This is a genomic window from Actinopolymorpha sp. B17G11 (assembly GCF_040196095.1).
Lineage (GTDB): Bacteria > Actinomycetota > Actinomycetes > Propionibacteriales > Actinopolymorphaceae > Thermasporomyces.
In genome coordinates this window covers 1-14,248 of record NZ_JBEFTW010000028.1, presented here as the reverse complement: position 1 = coordinate 14,248, position 14,248 = coordinate 1, and the positions used below count along the sequence as shown (strand labels likewise).

The 14,248-nt window shown below is 68.0% G+C and carries 16 protein-coding genes and 1 pseudogene; 5 read left to right on the top strand and 12 right to left on the bottom strand.

Annotated features, from left to right (window positions below; all coding sequences use genetic code 11):
- Positions 1 to 193 precede the first annotated feature (193 nt).
- Together ABN028_RS24675 and ABN028_RS35495 are read right to left on the bottom strand one after the other, a co-directional pair.
- Positions 194 to 1,147 carry a hypothetical protein gene (locus tag ABN028_RS24675; RefSeq protein WP_349698287.1) on the bottom strand — a complete coding sequence of 318 codons (954 nt, stop codon included), beginning with the start codon at positions 1,145 to 1,147 and terminating at the stop codon, positions 194 to 196.
- Between the two features lie 65 nt (positions 1,148 to 1,212).
- The gene (locus tag ABN028_RS35495; protein ID WP_502879212.1) at positions 1,213 to 1,611 is read right to left on the bottom strand and encodes an HU family DNA-binding protein; all 399 of its coding nucleotides are present in this window, start codon (positions 1,609 to 1,611) and stop codon (positions 1,213 to 1,215) included.
- Positions 1,612 to 2,206: 595 nt separating this feature from the next.
- Between ABN028_RS35495 and ABN028_RS24670 the strand changes: the two genes are divergently transcribed.
- A complete protein-coding gene (locus tag ABN028_RS24670; RefSeq protein WP_349698286.1) occupies positions 2,207 to 2,473 on the top strand; it encodes a DUF6221 family protein in 267 nt (88 codons plus the stop codon).
- Between the two features lie 882 nt (positions 2,474 to 3,355).
- On the opposite strand, the gene ABN028_RS24665 is transcribed toward ABN028_RS24670, so the two are convergent.
- From ABN028_RS24665 to ABN028_RS24655, 3 genes are all read right to left on the bottom strand, one after another.
- Positions 3,356 to 3,523: a hypothetical protein gene (locus ABN028_RS24665; protein WP_349332210.1), complete on the bottom strand. Its 168-nt coding sequence runs from the start codon at positions 3,521 to 3,523 to the stop codon at positions 3,356 to 3,358.
- 853 nt (positions 3,524 to 4,376) lie between these two features.
- A complete protein-coding gene (locus tag ABN028_RS24660; protein WP_349698285.1) occupies positions 4,377 to 5,090 on the bottom strand; it encodes a YciI family protein in 714 nt (237 codons plus the stop codon).
- A gap of 108 nt (positions 5,091 to 5,198) precedes the next feature.
- Complete coding sequence (locus ABN028_RS24655) at positions 5,199 to 5,351, bottom strand: SDR family oxidoreductase (RefSeq protein ID WP_349698284.1); 153 nt, start codon at positions 5,349 to 5,351, stop codon at positions 5,199 to 5,201.
- Between the two features lie 97 nt (positions 5,352 to 5,448).
- Here ABN028_RS24655 and ABN028_RS24650 point away from each other — a divergent pair, with 97 nt between their 5' ends.
- Positions 5,449 to 5,607: a hypothetical protein gene (locus tag ABN028_RS24650; RefSeq protein WP_349698283.1), complete on the top strand. Its 159-nt coding sequence runs from the start codon at positions 5,449 to 5,451 to the stop codon at positions 5,605 to 5,607.
- Between the two features lie 285 nt (positions 5,608 to 5,892).
- On the opposite strand, the gene ABN028_RS24645 is transcribed toward ABN028_RS24650, so the two are convergent.
- From ABN028_RS24645 to ABN028_RS24615, 7 genes are all read right to left on the bottom strand, one after another.
- Complete coding sequence (locus tag ABN028_RS24645; RefSeq protein ID WP_349698282.1) at positions 5,893 to 6,225, bottom strand: carboxymuconolactone decarboxylase family protein; 333 nt, start codon at positions 6,223 to 6,225, stop codon at positions 5,893 to 5,895.
- Between the two features lie 232 nt (positions 6,226 to 6,457).
- The gene (locus tag ABN028_RS24640; protein ID WP_349698281.1) at positions 6,458 to 7,231 is read right to left on the bottom strand and encodes a sulfite exporter TauE/SafE family protein; all 774 of its coding nucleotides are present in this window, start codon (positions 7,229 to 7,231) and stop codon (positions 6,458 to 6,460) included.
- A 31-nt stretch (positions 7,232 to 7,262) separates the two neighbouring features.
- Positions 7,263 to 7,847, bottom strand: coding sequence for a rhodanese-like domain-containing protein (locus ABN028_RS24635; protein ID WP_349698280.1), 585 nt, complete (start codon positions 7,845 to 7,847; stop codon positions 7,263 to 7,265).
- A gap of 72 nt (positions 7,848 to 7,919) precedes the next feature.
- Entirely contained in the window at positions 7,920 to 9,269 is a 1,350-nt protein-coding gene (locus ABN028_RS24630) for an MBL fold metallo-hydrolase (RefSeq protein WP_349698279.1), read from the bottom strand.
- Between the two features lie 60 nt (positions 9,270 to 9,329).
- A complete protein-coding gene (locus tag ABN028_RS24625; RefSeq protein WP_349698278.1) occupies positions 9,330 to 9,638 on the bottom strand; it encodes a rhodanese-like domain-containing protein in 309 nt (102 codons plus the stop codon).
- 11 nt (positions 9,639 to 9,649) lie between these two features.
- A complete protein-coding gene (locus tag ABN028_RS24620) occupies positions 9,650 to 9,907 on the bottom strand; it encodes a metal-sensitive transcriptional regulator (RefSeq protein WP_349332202.1) in 258 nt (85 codons plus the stop codon).
- A gap of 183 nt (positions 9,908 to 10,090) precedes the next feature.
- Complete coding sequence (locus ABN028_RS24615) at positions 10,091 to 10,858, bottom strand: helix-turn-helix transcriptional regulator (RefSeq protein WP_349698277.1); 768 nt, start codon at positions 10,856 to 10,858, stop codon at positions 10,091 to 10,093.
- 25 nt (positions 10,859 to 10,883) lie between these two features.
- Here ABN028_RS24615 and ABN028_RS24610 point away from each other — a divergent pair.
- The 3 genes and pseudogenes from ABN028_RS24610 to ABN028_RS24600 all read left to right on the top strand — a co-directional run.
- Positions 10,884 to 11,285: pseudogene (locus ABN028_RS24610) on the top strand (hypothetical protein); the annotation flags it as partial.
- A 64-nt stretch (positions 11,286 to 11,349) separates the two neighbouring features.
- A complete protein-coding gene (locus ABN028_RS24605; RefSeq protein ID WP_349698276.1) occupies positions 11,350 to 12,147 on the top strand; it encodes an MFS transporter in 798 nt (265 codons plus the stop codon).
- A gap of 181 nt (positions 12,148 to 12,328) precedes the next feature.
- A partial coding sequence (locus ABN028_RS24600) for an AAA family ATPase (protein WP_349698275.1) occupies positions 12,329 to 14,248 on the top strand: 1,920 nt, incomplete at its 3' end.

The window sequence follows — 14,248 nt, the reverse complement described above, 5'->3', positions numbered from 1 at the left end:
CGAAGTACACCAGCCACGGCTTGGGAGGCGTCCGCTTGAACCGCTGAATCGACGGACGAGCCTGGGCCTGCTCCTCAGCATTCCTCGCCCGAGCCGCCCCTTCAGCCGACTCCAGGGGCAAAGCCGGGCCACGTCGGCGTCGCGATCCCAGGCTGAACGCCCTTGTCAAATAGAGATCCGACAGGGCATTGACCTATCCTTCCGACTTCCGGCGGGGCCATTTTTGAGTCCGCTTCACTTCAAGGCTGTAGCGATCAAGCCTTCTGGCGCGCTGCTCGTTATACGGATAAGTCACCAGTTGGCCCACGAGCAGCCACATCTCTCGCTCTTCCCGCAAGGTAGGAGGAATCTTCAGCCCAAGTTGCGCTGCCAGCGGCACCCGCCCCACATTGACGAGGGCGCAGACCGCGGAACTCCACGCCTGAATGCTGACAATCGATAAATGGTAGGAAACAATACAGACACCTAGGGCCATCCCGCCCGTTGCCCATATTGCGATGCCTTCATCCTCCCTTATTACAGTCGCAGCGCATAGAACCGCAAGGGTAAGAGAGAGATAAACTAGACTTACGAAAAAATTGACCACCGCGTTCGTATTCGCTTCGTCGTGCCGCAGTGATTCCGGCGCAACGCTTAGCAACTCACTCCACAGAGCCTGGGAGTCAAGCTGATAACGTTGGTACCCATAGGTTTCAAGCGACCGCATCGCATTTGCAAACTTCGTAGGACCCAACTGTAGGGGAGTAACGGGGTATCTAGCTACCTTCTCCCATGCAAGTCCGTAGCTGATGCCAACGCCGTATGCATCCGACGCCAGGGCGACAGACTGAGATTGGCTCGAAGTTGCATCGCTCGACTTCAAGAGCGCGTTGTATCTCTTGCGCAGGCGCCTTGCCTCCAACTTGTACAACTCCAGCTTCTTGAAGTGGCGCAAGGTCCGCCGCCGCCGAATGAATCCCGGCAGGTAATAGCCTTCTAGAACTCGAAATAAGATCGTGGAAAGACCGTTCAACACCAAGGCCAATACCAAGGAGGCTACGATCAGCCACACAGTCGTCTGAAGGTCCACAGGCGGAATCTTCTGGCTTCCGAGCAGACTCTCTTGTGCGGGAAGGATCACGACGACAAATGACGCGATGGCGGTCAAGCTCGGAAGGAGCCAACTAACAATCCAGGGCCAACCACCGCCAGCAGCACCCTTAAGGAGATCAATCATCGACGCTTACCGCCGGACTCCGAGGACCCCTCATCCGACTCGTCGTCATCTGGGACGTTGATCGGGCCGGCGGGGCGAACACCCATCGGCCTGGCGGGGCGACGACTCATTCGCACCGATCGAGGAGGCCATGCGCGCGCAAAACCATCGCCAATTCTTACACTGCCAAGTGATTTGGTCAGTCTCTGTCCGCTACGGAATCTAACTGTCGTTGTCCGCGACGGAGTGCTACGCCGAATTCTTTCCTTACCTTTCACTGGCTTCGAGAGGTCGACCTTTTCAAAGACGCCGAATCCCGTGATAGTTACCTTCTCGCCGCGCGCCAGAGCCTCGGTGATCGTCGCGAGGACGGCATCTAATGCCCGAGCCGCGGCGGCACGTGACTCGAAATGCACTGCCAGAGCATCTATAAGCTGCCGCTTATTCACAAGGTCCCCCCACTTCGTCCACCAAGTCGATCAAGGCAAGCTCCCGCGACCTGGGCATCGGGTCACGGCCGGATGCTTCCGCTGACGGGCCTGCTGGCTGGTTCTCGCGCTGCCAAGCCGACGTTAGTCGATCAAGATCTCTGCCGTGATGACTTTCCCTACGTCTTCAAGGGCGGCCCGAACGGGCCGCCGCGCCCGCCTCAACGGGGCCGGCCTTCCCTCCGCGCCTTGACGGCGCCCGGTCGGCCGGCCCGGCTGGGCGCGAAGAAAGGGCCGCCAGAAGACTGACGACCCTCACAGCGTCGGCACCGTTCCGCCCAGAAACCCGGCGGTGGCCGGGGCGGGCCGAAGGCTTTAGCCACCTCGCTTGGCCCGGGACCCGAAGGCCGGGGGCCCACGGTGGGCGGTAACGGTCGGGCAGCCAGCTGCCCACCGCGCCGGGCAAGGCTACGGGCCCCCGACCTCCCGGACCAAGCCAGGACACCGGCCAAACCCTCCGGCCCTTTCGCTGTTCGCCGGGCGTCGACCGGGGCGACATGGCCACGCGAGCTAGCCTGACCGCATGGATGACGTGGACGTCTTCCTGCTGGCACGGATCGAGGAGGACGAGCACCTGGCACGGGTCGGATACCACACCACGATGAGCCAGTTGGATCTTGAACGCATCCTCCGTACTTGTGCTGCGAGACGAGCCATTGTCCGGCTATACCGGGAAGCGGCGTACCGGGGCAGCCCGGACGCTGATCCGTACCTTGTCGCGGTAAAGACACTCGCGGCGATCTACAACGATCACCCGGACTACAAGCCAGATTGGCGACCGCCCAAATGACCTCAGAAGGAAATTGGTCGCCCTTCTCCAACCAGACCAGGACACCGGCCACACCCCCCGTCCCATCGATCAGTGGGCCGTCACGCACTGTCATGAGGTCCTCAGACTCGATCGAGGGGTGGGGGCCCGACGACAGCATTCGCCGACTCTGACTCCAGCCGTGACGCCAACCGACCCGCGCGAGGAGACCCATCGCCAGCCCAAGCATGATCACCACTACCGCGAGCCCAAACCACTACGCCACCTCCCGGGACCTAGAAAGCGGACGCTCGCCGGCGGGGGAGTGGGCGCGACGGCGCCGCGTGCTTCGGTTCCTACACTGTCGTGGTCCTCGCCCAAGGCGCGGTGGCTCCGGATGACCGCGCCCCACTGATGGAGAGGGTGGCAGCCCGTTCGAGCCGGGCCGAGTCCGGGGGATGCCTCGATGGCGTCGGGGCATCCCCAAGCCTTCCGCTCCGGCGACCGTGGCCTCAGTTGTGGTCTCAATTCCCGCTCGTACAACACCGTTCAGAACCCACCTGAGCACCCAGATCCAGGCGTAGATCAGGCGTACCGCATGCCGCCAAACCGTCTCCGCGCTGCCTCGTAACGCGCAGGTGGGCCAGACGGCATCCGGGTGGCGGCGGAGGCGGGTAGGTGTCACAGATCTGTCACAAGGACCTGCACGCACGTCCGTACGGCCGTGGACGCGCACGGACTCGAATCCCTTACAGATAAGGGAAACCTGCATCAGTGTGTACCCTCCAGCATGATCATTAAGGGACTTGTAATCGGGAGGTTAGGGGTTCGATTCCCCTCGCTGGCTCCACACGAAAGCCCAGGTCAGCACGGGCCTGGCCTGGGCATCGTTTTCCACTACGCTCCGGTTTCCTAGCACCTTTGCTAACGCGAGGTCGGTTCGTCACGGCCGGAATGCTCGTCGTCGTGGTCGACCTCGACCGCCACCGCCTGGGCGAACTGGTCAGCCGCACCGGCGGCATGCCCGACGATCACGTGGGCGTACACCCGAAGCGTGATCGCGGGGTCCGCATGGCCAAGCCGAGCCGCCACGACGTGTACCGGAGCGCCTCCGAGGAGAAGTAGCCAGGGATACCTGTGCGTCCACGTCAGCAAGAGTCAGCAGATATCAGACGTTGGCGGTCATGGCCGGATGTTGGACCGGGTGGCCTGACGCCTCTTAGGCTGGGCCAGTGGAAGAGGGTGAGCCAGGGCCCCGTGCGAGCTTGATGGAGAAGTTGCGCCGCGAGCGTGAGATTGCCAGAAGGTTGCACGAGCAAGCCAGACGACAGGTACTCCACTCGCACGAGTTGCAGCGCACCGGAATCGAGATCTGCCGGACCGCCGCCATTCGGATAGCTGCAACTGCCCGCATCGGTCGCAACCGTCGCCACTCCGACGGAAAGCGGGATCTGCCCGCTGAGATGCGCGACCTCGTAGCCGACATACGCAGTCTCCTCGACAAACGTTCTGGTGGCGTTCAAGGTTCAACAGCCGGACGTGGCCCTGACGCGGCCCCGAACGGCCTCACCAGCCATCAAAGGCCCACCCCTACCGGGAGCAGTCCACAGTCAGGTACGCCGGAACCGATGGGTGACCCGCGCACAAAGTCCCAGTCGTAATACGTCGCTCGCACCGGGCCCCGGCGTGCCCCCAACGACCTGCAACACCGGGCGACCGTGCACCCGGTCGACGACCTCCGGAGAGCGGACGAGCAGGCCGCGATCGAGTTGCCCGCCTCAAGTCCCCTCACTGGCCCAACAGCCCAGGTCGCAGGCACCACGCCGAAGACGATCAAGATCGTCTTCCCTTTACCTCGATCTTTGGGCGGTAGTTGCAGCTTTGCGATGCCACCGGGACAGCCGCCCTGTGTGCGAACGGTTGCGGCGTCGCCGTCAACGGGGTCTCAGTCGACGGCGGGGTCGGGCATGAACATGCGGACGTCCTGCGCGCAGCGCCCGGCGACCGCGATCTTCGCGGCCCACTCCATGGCCGCCTCCCGGGTGGGCACTTTGACGACGGTGAAGCCGCCGATGGGTTTCCTGGCCTTCGGGCGCGGGCTGTCGGTGACCGTCCCGTCGGTGGCCACCGTGCCGACCCATGCCGGCGTACTGCCGTCCTCCGGGCTGTAGTCCAGCCCGCCCGCGCAGACGTACACGCCGGCGTCCTTGGCCTCCTCGATCACCGCATGGGAGGTCTCGCCCACCTCGGGCCAGTCCTCCTCGGCGAAGTGGTCCATCGCACCGTTGTCGAACGAGATCAGGTACCGCGCCTTCTCGTCGCGGCCTCGCTTCGGCAAGAACGCACGGACGTTCTGCGCACAGCGGCAGGCGGCCGCGACCTTCGCGGCCCACTCCAGGGCCGCGTCCCGGGTGGGTACGTCGACGATGGTGATGCCGCCGAGGAGTTCCTTGCTCTCCGGGTACGGGCCGTCGGTGACCATCCCGTCAGTGGCGACTACGACGGGCTTCACGTCGTAGTCCAGCCCGCCGGCGAAGACGAACACGCCCGCGTCCCTGGCCTCCTCACGGACGGCATGCGCGGCCTTGGCCACATCGGGCAGGTCCTCGTCCGGGAAGTCCATCGCGCCGTCTTCGAACGAGATCAGATACCGCGCCATCTCACGACTCCTTGTCTCCGCGGCCTCCTCCGGCCGCGTCTCATTCCTACTACGAATGCCCCGCGCCGGATCCGACAGGCTGACGGAAAGGAATCAAGCCTTCTTCGTTCAGCCGGGCAGGGTGCTGAGCTCGCCGCCGTTGGCGAAGGGGATCGCGCCGTTGATGTAGCTGCTTGCGGGACTGGCGAGGAAGGCGACGATCTCGGCGATCTCGCGGGGCTCGCCCGCAGACCACACGAGGGACGTGAGCGCGAACGTCACGCCGGTCGCGATCGGCCCAGACCTGAATCGCAGACGGTCTCCAGTCTGAAGTGCCGATAGCCCGGACGTGGCAGCGGTACACCTGTACCGTCCACGCATGCTGACACTGGCCCCCTTGGCACTGATCCTCATCGGCGTCGCCCTACTCGTCGGCAATGCTTTCCCGCGACGAGTGCCCACCTGGCCCCTGGTCGCGGTCGCAATCGCTCTCAGCTTCGCCATCTGGTCGATCGCCGGCGACGTGCAGACGTCATAGTCGAGCGATGTGTCTCTGCATCGCCCAAACGCTGCCGCGTGGCTACAATCTGGCCGCGCAGGGCCTCCAGAAGACCGCAGATGATCAGCAACGCCGAACTGGGAACGCGCTGGTACCCGGAACGGATACGCCATCTGCTTGGGTGGCTCCGAGCGCGCGCTCGGATATCGAAGACGAACGGGCCCACATTCGGTCGGTAGCCGAAGCCGGTGGGCCAGCCGGTCGTGATCAGCGCAAGGGCCGGCCGAAACGTGTCGGCGTCATCGGGCGGGAGATGCGTCGGCCTTACTGGTTCTTCTTCGCGTCGAACTCGCGGAATGCAGAGAATGCTCGTGCCCCATAGACGGTGCCTGGTCCACCGTTCATCAAGATTGTCACCCCGATCGCCTCGGCGGCCTCCTGCTCTGACGCGCCCCGCTCGACGGCGGCGTGCGCGTGAGCCGCAATGCAGCCGTCGCATTCCTTGCTCACCGCGATGGCCAAGGCGATCAGTTCCTTGGTCTTGGCGTCTAATGCACCGGCTGCAAGCGCACCATCGTGCAGTTGCTTGTATCCGGCATATACCTGCGGGATGGCCCGCCGCAGCTCACGGGTGAGCTCGCGCAGTTCCTCCTGCACGTGCGTACCGTAATCCATGGTCATTCCATTTCACCTGCTGTCCGTAGCATCTCGACTGCGCCGGCTGGAGATTCCATCCTATGGACGGCCTGGTTCGGGGCTGGCGATGTGAGTAATCCGCGAGGTTGTGCCAAGTCAGGGTGAGTCCGCAGCTGGACCTCGCAGGTTTCTGCCATACCGGTCGGGCCTCGAATTCTCGACGTGGCCCGTTATCTCGTGGCCATCTTCAGGTCTAGCCGTGTGGAGTCAAGATGAGTTGGCCTACGACCAGCGCGGCGACAAGGAGAACGAGATAGGCGAACCAGCGGCGTAGCTGGTGTGCCGGCAGTCGGGTGGCGACGCGGGCCGCGGTGAGTGATCCGACGACCGCGGTTCCGGTGAATGCCGCGGCGAGGGTGAAGTCGAGTGCGACGTGTCCGGTATAGGCGAGGAAGCCGGCGGCCGCGTTGATGACGATGACGACCAGGGAGGTGCCGATCGCGACCGTCATGGGCAGGCCCAGCAGGAGTACCAGTGCGGGGACGATGACGAACCCGCCTCCGACGCCGAACAGTCCGGTCAGGAAGCCGACGCCAGCACCGGCACCGATGGCTTTGGGCAGGCAGCTGCGCCAGTTGACTCCCCCGCCGGGGAGGGCGCAGTCGCCGCCGATCTCGGGCTGCTCGCGCAGCATGCGGAGTCCGGCGGCGACCATGAGGGCGGCGAACCCGAGCAGCACGATCTGAGGTGGGACGAGGCGGTTGACGGCGGCGCCGGCGAACGCGGCGCCGGCGCCGGCGGTCCCGAAGGCCGCCGCGATCCGCCACTGCACCTGGTGGGAGCGCAGGCGGGGGAAGACGCCGGTCAGGGCGGAGATCCCGACGACGAGGAGGGACGTGGGGATGGCGGTACGAAGTGGCATGCCGACGCCGTACACCAACGCGGGGACCGCCAGGATGGACCCGCCCCCGCCGAGCAGGCCGAGCAGAACACCGATGAGGAGGCCGAGCAGGAGCGCTGCGGTCACTGGTGGTCGCCTCGAAGGTGTAGTCGCGCCGTCATGCCGGTTTCTTCGCAGGTAGTTGGGCGAGGATGGTGTCGGCGGTGGGCTCGCCGCTTCGCTGGTTGTACGGCAGCTTCGACAGCATTCGTCCCATCAGGCAGCTGTCGGTGAGGCCGGCGTAGGTCAGCCCGGCTCCCACGGTGACAGCGACCGCGAGCGTCCACGGCACCCACAGGCTCGCCAGCGTGCCCAGCAGCACGAGGAGCCCGGCGGTGAGACGTATCTGGCGGTCCAGGGACCAGCGGCGGCGTCCGTACACGACGTTCCCCCCGGCAGCGGCGTAGGCGGGCACGCCGCCGTCGAGGACGTGCAGGTCGTCCATGCCGTTGGCGGCGAGCCGCTGGCGCGCTTCAGCCGCACGTAAGCCGGACTGGCACACCAGCACGACGTGGTGGTCCAGCCGGGCGTGCACCTGGTCGGCGTGCTCGTCGAGCAGCCGGAGCGGGACGTTGTAGGAGCCCCGGATGTGGGCGGTGTCGAACTCGGCAGGTGTGCGTACGTCGATCACGGTCACGGTGTCGGCATGGTCGAGCCACCCGCGCACGGTGGCCGCATCGACATGGTGGTTTGCGTTCGTCATGCATCTCCTCGCGGAGTTGTTTGGGTGGTGCGGGCGTCAGCTGTGACGAGTGAGAGCGCTCGCGGTTCGCATCTAACTCTCGAGTCCGGCGTTTCTCGCCGAGTCGTAGCTGTCGTCGATGAGCACGACGTGGCGACCGGGGCGGTCCAGGACGGAGGCGGCGATGGAGGCGCGGTAGCCGGAGCCGCAGTAGACCCACAGCTCACCCGCAGGTACGTCGTCGATCCGGTCGCGGAGTTCGTGCAGTGGGATGTGCTGCGACCCAGCGACGCCACCGGCGGCACGCTCGTCGTTGCGGCGGGCGTCGAGCACGTGGACGTCGCGTTCGGCCATGGCCTTCGCCAGTCCGGCGAAGTCTGTCACGGGATAGGAGCGGAGCGGCTCGCCATCAGCGAGGGCGGCCACGTCGCCGACGGCCATGCCGGCCAGGGCGTCGATGCCGATGCGGACGAGTTCCCGGCGGGCTTCGGCGATCTGCTGCTCCGACTCCCCGATGAGTGTCAGTGGCGTGCCCCACTGGTACAGCCATCCGAGGTAGGTGACGAAGTTGGTCGACAGCTCGAACCCGAGTGAGCCGGCCAGGTGCGCCGCCGCGAACGCCCGCCGGTCGCGTAGGTCGACCACCCACTCACCTGCCTCGATCCGGCGGCGTAGCTCGGCAGCGTCGACCTGCACGGGAAGGGAGAGATCGACCGGTGCGGGTCCCCGCCGATTGATCGGGGCCATGCGGGCGTAGTAGGCGGGGTAGGCGTCCAGGCCGGCGAGCAGGTTGTCGACGTACTCCCGTTCCTCCAGCGTGAGCGCCGGGTTCACCTGGTGCTCCTGCCCGATCGTGGACTCCTGGCCGCTGGCCTGGGTCGCCGAGCAGAAGCTGCCGAACCCGTGGGTGGGGAAGACCTTGGTCTCCGGAGGCAACTCGGCGGCCAGCCGCCGGACGGACGCGAACTGGGCGTGGGTGAGCTCGTCGGTGAACTCCCGGCCCACCAGGTCGGTGCGGCCGGTGGTGCCGTACAGCATGGAACCGCCGGTGAACACCGCCCGCGGCCGGCCGTCGGCGTCCTCCAGCACGTAGCTGAGGTGGTGGTGGGTGTGCCCGGGCGTGTGCAGGGCACGGATCCGCAGAGCACCGGTGGTGATCACATCGCCGTCCCCGACGCCAAGCCGGTCGTACGACACCTGGTCGTCGGCGGAGAGCACGTAGGCGGCGCCCAACCGTTCGGCCAGCTCGCGCCCACCGGTCACGTAGTCGTTGTGGATGTGGGTCTCGAACACGTGGGTGACGCGCACGCCGTGCTTGTCGACCAGCTCGAGAACCCGGTCGATATCGCGCTGCGGATCGACCACCACGGCCACCCCACCATCCGTGGCGAGATAGCTGCGGTCGCCGAGGCCCGAGGTTTCGATGGTCTCGATCTGCACCATCCTGCTTGTTCCTTACCGGGTAGGGTATCTGCTTGCAAAAGTGAGAGGGCCGGCAATGCCTCAACCCGCCTGGGTCCGGCGCCCGGTGAGTGGGAGGCCCTCGGCCTCCCACTGCTCCAGGCCTCCGGTCATGTTGTGGACGGTGAAACCGGCACGCGAGAGGTGGGCCGCGACCAGTCCGCTCCGGCGGCCGCTGCGACACACCGCGATCACCGGGCGACCACGGTCGATCTGGTCGAGCCGGTCGGGAACACTGTCCATCGGGATGTGTGCAGAGCCCTCGATGTGACCGGCGTCCCATTCGTCTTTCTCGCGGACGTCGAGGAACTGGAGCTCCTCGCGACGGTCAAATGCGGTACGTGGATCCATCAGACAACCCCCTAGGCCAGGGACAGGAACAAGCGCTCCAGCTCGGCCTCGTCCACGTGCCGGGTGCCGTCGACCACGCACTGTCGCAACCCGGTCGCGATGATCTTGAAGCCGGCGCGGTCCAGGGCTCTGGCCGCTGCAGCGAGCTGGGTTACCACGTCTGCGCAGTCGCGACCCTCCTCGATCATGCGAATGATCCCGCCGACCTGGCCCTGTACTCGCTTCAGCCGGGCGACGACATCTCCGAGCTGGTTCGGATCCATGTTCATGTCCACTCCTTCATGGTACCCCGGGGGGTATGGAGTCGACACTAGCAGGAACATTCCGCTACCACAGACCTCGACGAGGTGACCTGGCTGCAATGAGCCTCGCCCCGGGGCCCAGAAGCGCCTGGCCGGCCTCGACGCAACCCGGCCGAGCGCGCGGCACCAGGGCCCCGACCGGGACGGGCGTCAGGTCCGCAGCGCCGCGCGGGCCGCGGGCCGTCGGTAACCGCTGGGTGTGGTTCCGAACGCACGGCGGAAGACGTCGATGAAGGCACTCGGTGACGACCACCCGCAGCGGTGGGCCACGGACGTCACGGATCCGCCCTCGGCCAGCAGTTCGAGGGCGTGGTGCAGCCGCAGCCGGGTGCGCCACTGCGGGAAGGTCATGCCGAGCTCGGCGTGGAACAGGCGGGAGAGCGTGCGCTCGCTGGCGCCGACATCACGGCCGAGGGCGGCGAGGGTACGGCTGTCGGCCGGGTCGCGGGCCAGGATCCCGCACACGTCGCGCAGCAGCAGCGACGTCGGGGCTGGCAGGTGGCCGTGCGCGGGTGGCGCGGACCGCACCTGGTCAACGAGCACGGCGACAAGTCGTCGGCGACGCGGCGTGTCGGCTTCGGCGACCCGGGTGCACTCGAGTATCAGCTCCCGCAGCAGCGGCGTGACGCTGCGGAGCACCGGTTCGGTGAGGCCGGTGGTTGCGGTGGTCGCGGGCACGCCGACGAGGTGGAGTTCGAGCTCGCCGTGGGCGGCGTGCGCGTGAGCGACCCCGGAGGGCACCCAGATCACGCTGGTCGGCGTGGCGATCCACGAGCCCCGGTCGGTGGTGATGGTCAGCACCCCACTGGCGGGGTAGACCACCTGGTGGTCGCTGTGCCGGTGGGTGTCGATGCTGTCGCCACGGTCGAGCCAGCGGATGCTCGTGGGAGCGATCGGCTGGGTCCGTACGTCGATCATGCCGGTGTGATCACCTCCGGCATCCATGGCGGGATATCGACAACAGTCGACAGGTTATCGGAAGTACGCAGGACGGCGCGGGACGCAGACTCCTCACGTGCGTCAAGACCGGAGCATGCTCTTCCTCACCATCGGCCATGGATGCGTTGACGTCTACCAGGGCGCGCTCGCGGCGCTGGTGCCGCTCTTCGTCGCCGAGCGGGCGTACTCCTACGCTGCAGTGTCGGGCTTCGTGCTGGCCACCTCGTTGCTCTCCTCGCTGACCCAGCCGCTTTTCGGTTTCGTGGCCGACCGCCACCCGCTGCGCTGGCTGCTGCCGGTGAGCACCCTGGTCGCCGGACTCGGGATCGCGCTGTCCGGGGTGGTCGACGACTACCTGGTGACGGTGCTCCTGGTGGCGCTGTCGGGCGCGGGGGTCGCCGCGTATCACCCGGAGTCCGCCCGGGTCGCGCGACTCGTGAGCCGGGGCAGTCACCGGGCCATGGGGGTTCGTGCTCGGCGGCAACGTCGGCTTCGCCGCGGCCCCGCTGCTGGTCGGTCTGGTCGCAGCGCTCGGCGGCCTGCGGTACACACCCATCCTCCTGGTCCCGGCGGTGGTTGGGAGCGTGCTCTACCTGCTGGCGGCCCCAACGGCGCCGGAGCCGGGCCCGACCACGAGCAGGCAGGTCGCCGGCATCGACGACTGGCCGGCGATGGTGAGGCTGGCCGCGGTGGTGGTCTGCCGGTCCATCGTCTTCGTAGGTCTCGGTACGTTCCTCGCGCTGCACGTGGCGCAGCGCACTGGCGGCGGCACCGCGGCGGGCATCGCAGCCCTCGCCCTGCTGTACGTCGGAGGCGCCGTCGGCACCGTGGCCGGCGGCCGACTGGCCGAGCGTTGGCGCCGCGTCGACGTGGCCAGGTGGGCGTACGCCGCCGCCGTCGTCGGCGTGAGCGGGATCGTCGTCGTACCGGGGCTCGCGATCTATCCGTTCGTCATCATCACGGCGATCGCTCTCTACGTACCGTTCTCCCTGCAGACGACCCTCGCGCAGGACTACCTGCCGAGCAGGATCGGCACCGCGAGCGGCATCACGCTCGGACTCACCGTCAGTGCCGGCGGCCTGACCAGCCCGCTGGTCGGCGCGCTCGCCGACCACACGTCGCTCCAGGCAGCCCTGGTGCCCCTGGTCGCGATGCCGGCACTGGCATGGCTGCTGCTGCGGAGGCTGTCGGAGCCGACGGACGCCGTCGGTCTCACGCCCGGAAGTCAGACGATGCAAAGCCCCGGGTCGCCGCCCGGCTCGGGCTGACCGTCGGCGGCAAAGGCGGTCCGGGTGGAGACCCGTTGCAGGAGCCATCCGCTCACCGTGCACGTTCAAGCCCGGTTGGGGTCAAGGCCCCGTGAACCATTCGGTACAAAAATCTCCGGCTCAGGAATAGCCGGCGGTGCGAGATGACTTCTCTCCACGAAGGCCGGGAGGAGGTCGGGGCATGCTCCACGGCAGGGCGGACGAGCAGGCACGACTGACGTCGGTGCTGGAGGCTGCCCTCGACGGCACCAGCGGCGTCGTCGTGCTCCGGGGTGAGGTGGGCATCGGCAAGACCGCGCTGCTCGACTGGCTCGCCGGCACGGAGGCGGCACGCGACTTCCGGGTGGTCCGCATCGCCGGCGTCGAGGCGGAGGCCGCGCTCGGCCTCGCCGGCCTGTCCCAGCTGGCGTGGCTGCTGCGGGAGCAGCTGACCACGCTGGCACCACGGCACGCAGCGGTGCTCCGCGCGGCGTACGGCGACGGCGCGGCGGACCACAGTGACCGGTTCGCGGCCGGGCTCGCCGTCCTGCACCTCCTGGCACAGGCAGCCGACGACCGGCCGCTGCTGTGTCTGGTGGACGACACCCACTGGCTCGACGACGCGAGTGCGCAGGCGCTCGGGTTCGCGGCCCGTCGGCTCGCCGGGGAGCGGCTGGTGCTGGTGCTCGCGACCCGCGGCGCCGCACCGGCGATCCCGACTGCGACCACGCTGGATCTGGGCCGACTCGCGCCGGACCAGGCTGCCCACCTCCTCACCGACCGCGGTCTGCCGCAGACCGCTCAGCCGCCGATCATCGCCGCCGCCGAGGGCAACCCCCTCGCGATCCTGGAGATCGCCGCCCACGAAGTCCCCGCTGCTCACGACGGCACACCGCTGCCCGTGGCCGATCGGGTCGCCGCACGATTCCGCGACCAGCTGGTCGGACTCCCGTCACAGGCGCGGCTGCTCGCCTTGATCGCGGCGGCGGACGGCGGCCGGAGCACCGTGACGGTCGCGGCCGCTGCCGCGGCTCTCGGCGCCGATCTCGCCGACCTCGCGTCCGCCGAGCGGGCGGGATTGGTCCAGGCGACCGGCGAGCAGGTCCGGTTCCGCCACCCGCTGCTGACGACCGTGATCTACCAGGACGCTCCCGCCGCGCAGCGCGCCGAGGTGCATCGCGCACTCGCCGGTGTCACCGACGATCCGGCACGACGCGCGCAGCACCTCGCCGCCGGCACGCTGGTGCCCGACGAACCGATTGCGAAGGAGGTCAGCGCCGCGGGCAGCCGCCTCGCCGGCTGCGGGGCCCCCGCGGCCGGGTCTCGACTGCTCGCGCGGGCCGCCGAGCTGACGACCGACGTCAGTCTGCGCGCGGAGCGACTGCTCGCCGCAGCCGATGCCGCGCTCGCCGGTGGCGACGCCGCTGCGGCCACCGCGCTCGCCGAGCGCGCCGAGCCGGTCACCACCGGCGATGTCACCCGACGGCTCCGGATCCTAGGTACGGCCGAGTTCGAGCGCGGTCATCCGGGACGCGCGGCCCGCCTGCTGCTCGACGGAGCGGCCGTCGCCGCCGACGACGTGGCGTTCGGCCTGTACGCCACCGCGGCGTCGTACGGCTGGTTCGCGACCGACCCGTCGCCGGTGACGGCCGCCGCCGAGCAGCTGCAGGCCCGTGGCCACGAGGACTGCAAGGTCTCCGGCTTCGCCGACCTCGTGGCCGGCAGTTACGAGGCCGGCCTGCGCCACCTGAGCGCGGCGGTCGCCTGCGCCCGGTCGTCGGGCGCGACCGCAGATCCGGACGTACTGTTGCACGGCGCGTACGCCGCCATCGTGCTCGGTGACGACGACGCGGTGCTCGAGCTGACGGCCGCGGGCATCGAGCAGGCGCGCGACCGCGGCGACCTCGGCCGGCTGCCGCGACTGCTCCACGCCAGCTCGTCGGCGGAGTTCCGGGCCGGACGGATGCGGGACGCGAAGGTCTCCGCGACCGAGGCGCTGACGCTGGCCCGCGACGCCGGCCTGCCAACTCGCGCCTCGTCGGCCGAGGTGGCGCTCGCGTGGCCGGCCGCGGTCGAGGGCGACGAGGCGCGGCTGCGCGCCTTGACCAGCCGGCTCGACGAC

What these genes read in the sequence shown, in the direction of transcription:
- ABN028_RS24615 (WP_349698277.1), bottom strand. Translation starts at nt 10,858, where the DNA reads ATGATCGACGTACGGACCCAGCCGATCGCTCCCACGAGCATCCGCTGG.
- ABN028_RS24635 (WP_349698280.1), bottom strand. Translation starts at nt 7,847, where the DNA reads ATGACGAACGCAAACCACCATGTCGATGCGGCCACCGTGCGCGGGTGG.
- ABN028_RS24660 (WP_349698285.1), bottom strand. Translation starts at nt 5,090, where the DNA reads ATGGCGCGGTATCTGATCTCGTTCGAAGACGGCGCGATGGACTTCCCG.
- ABN028_RS24630 (WP_349698279.1), bottom strand. Translation starts at nt 9,269, where the DNA reads ATGGTGCAGATCGAGACCATCGAAACCTCGGGCCTCGGCGACCGCAGC.
- ABN028_RS24620 (WP_349332202.1), bottom strand. Translation starts at nt 9,907, where the DNA reads ATGAACATGGATCCGAACCAGCTCGGAGATGTCGTCGCCCGGCTGAAG.
- ABN028_RS24650 (WP_349698283.1), top strand. Translation starts at nt 5,449, where the DNA reads ATGCTGACACTGGCCCCCTTGGCACTGATCCTCATCGGCGTCGCCCTA.
- ABN028_RS24625 (WP_349698278.1), bottom strand. Translation starts at nt 9,638, where the DNA reads ATGGATCCACGTACCGCATTTGACCGTCGCGAGGAGCTCCAGTTCCTC.
- ABN028_RS24670 (WP_349698286.1), top strand. Translation starts at nt 2,207, where the DNA reads ATGGATGACGTGGACGTCTTCCTGCTGGCACGGATCGAGGAGGACGAG.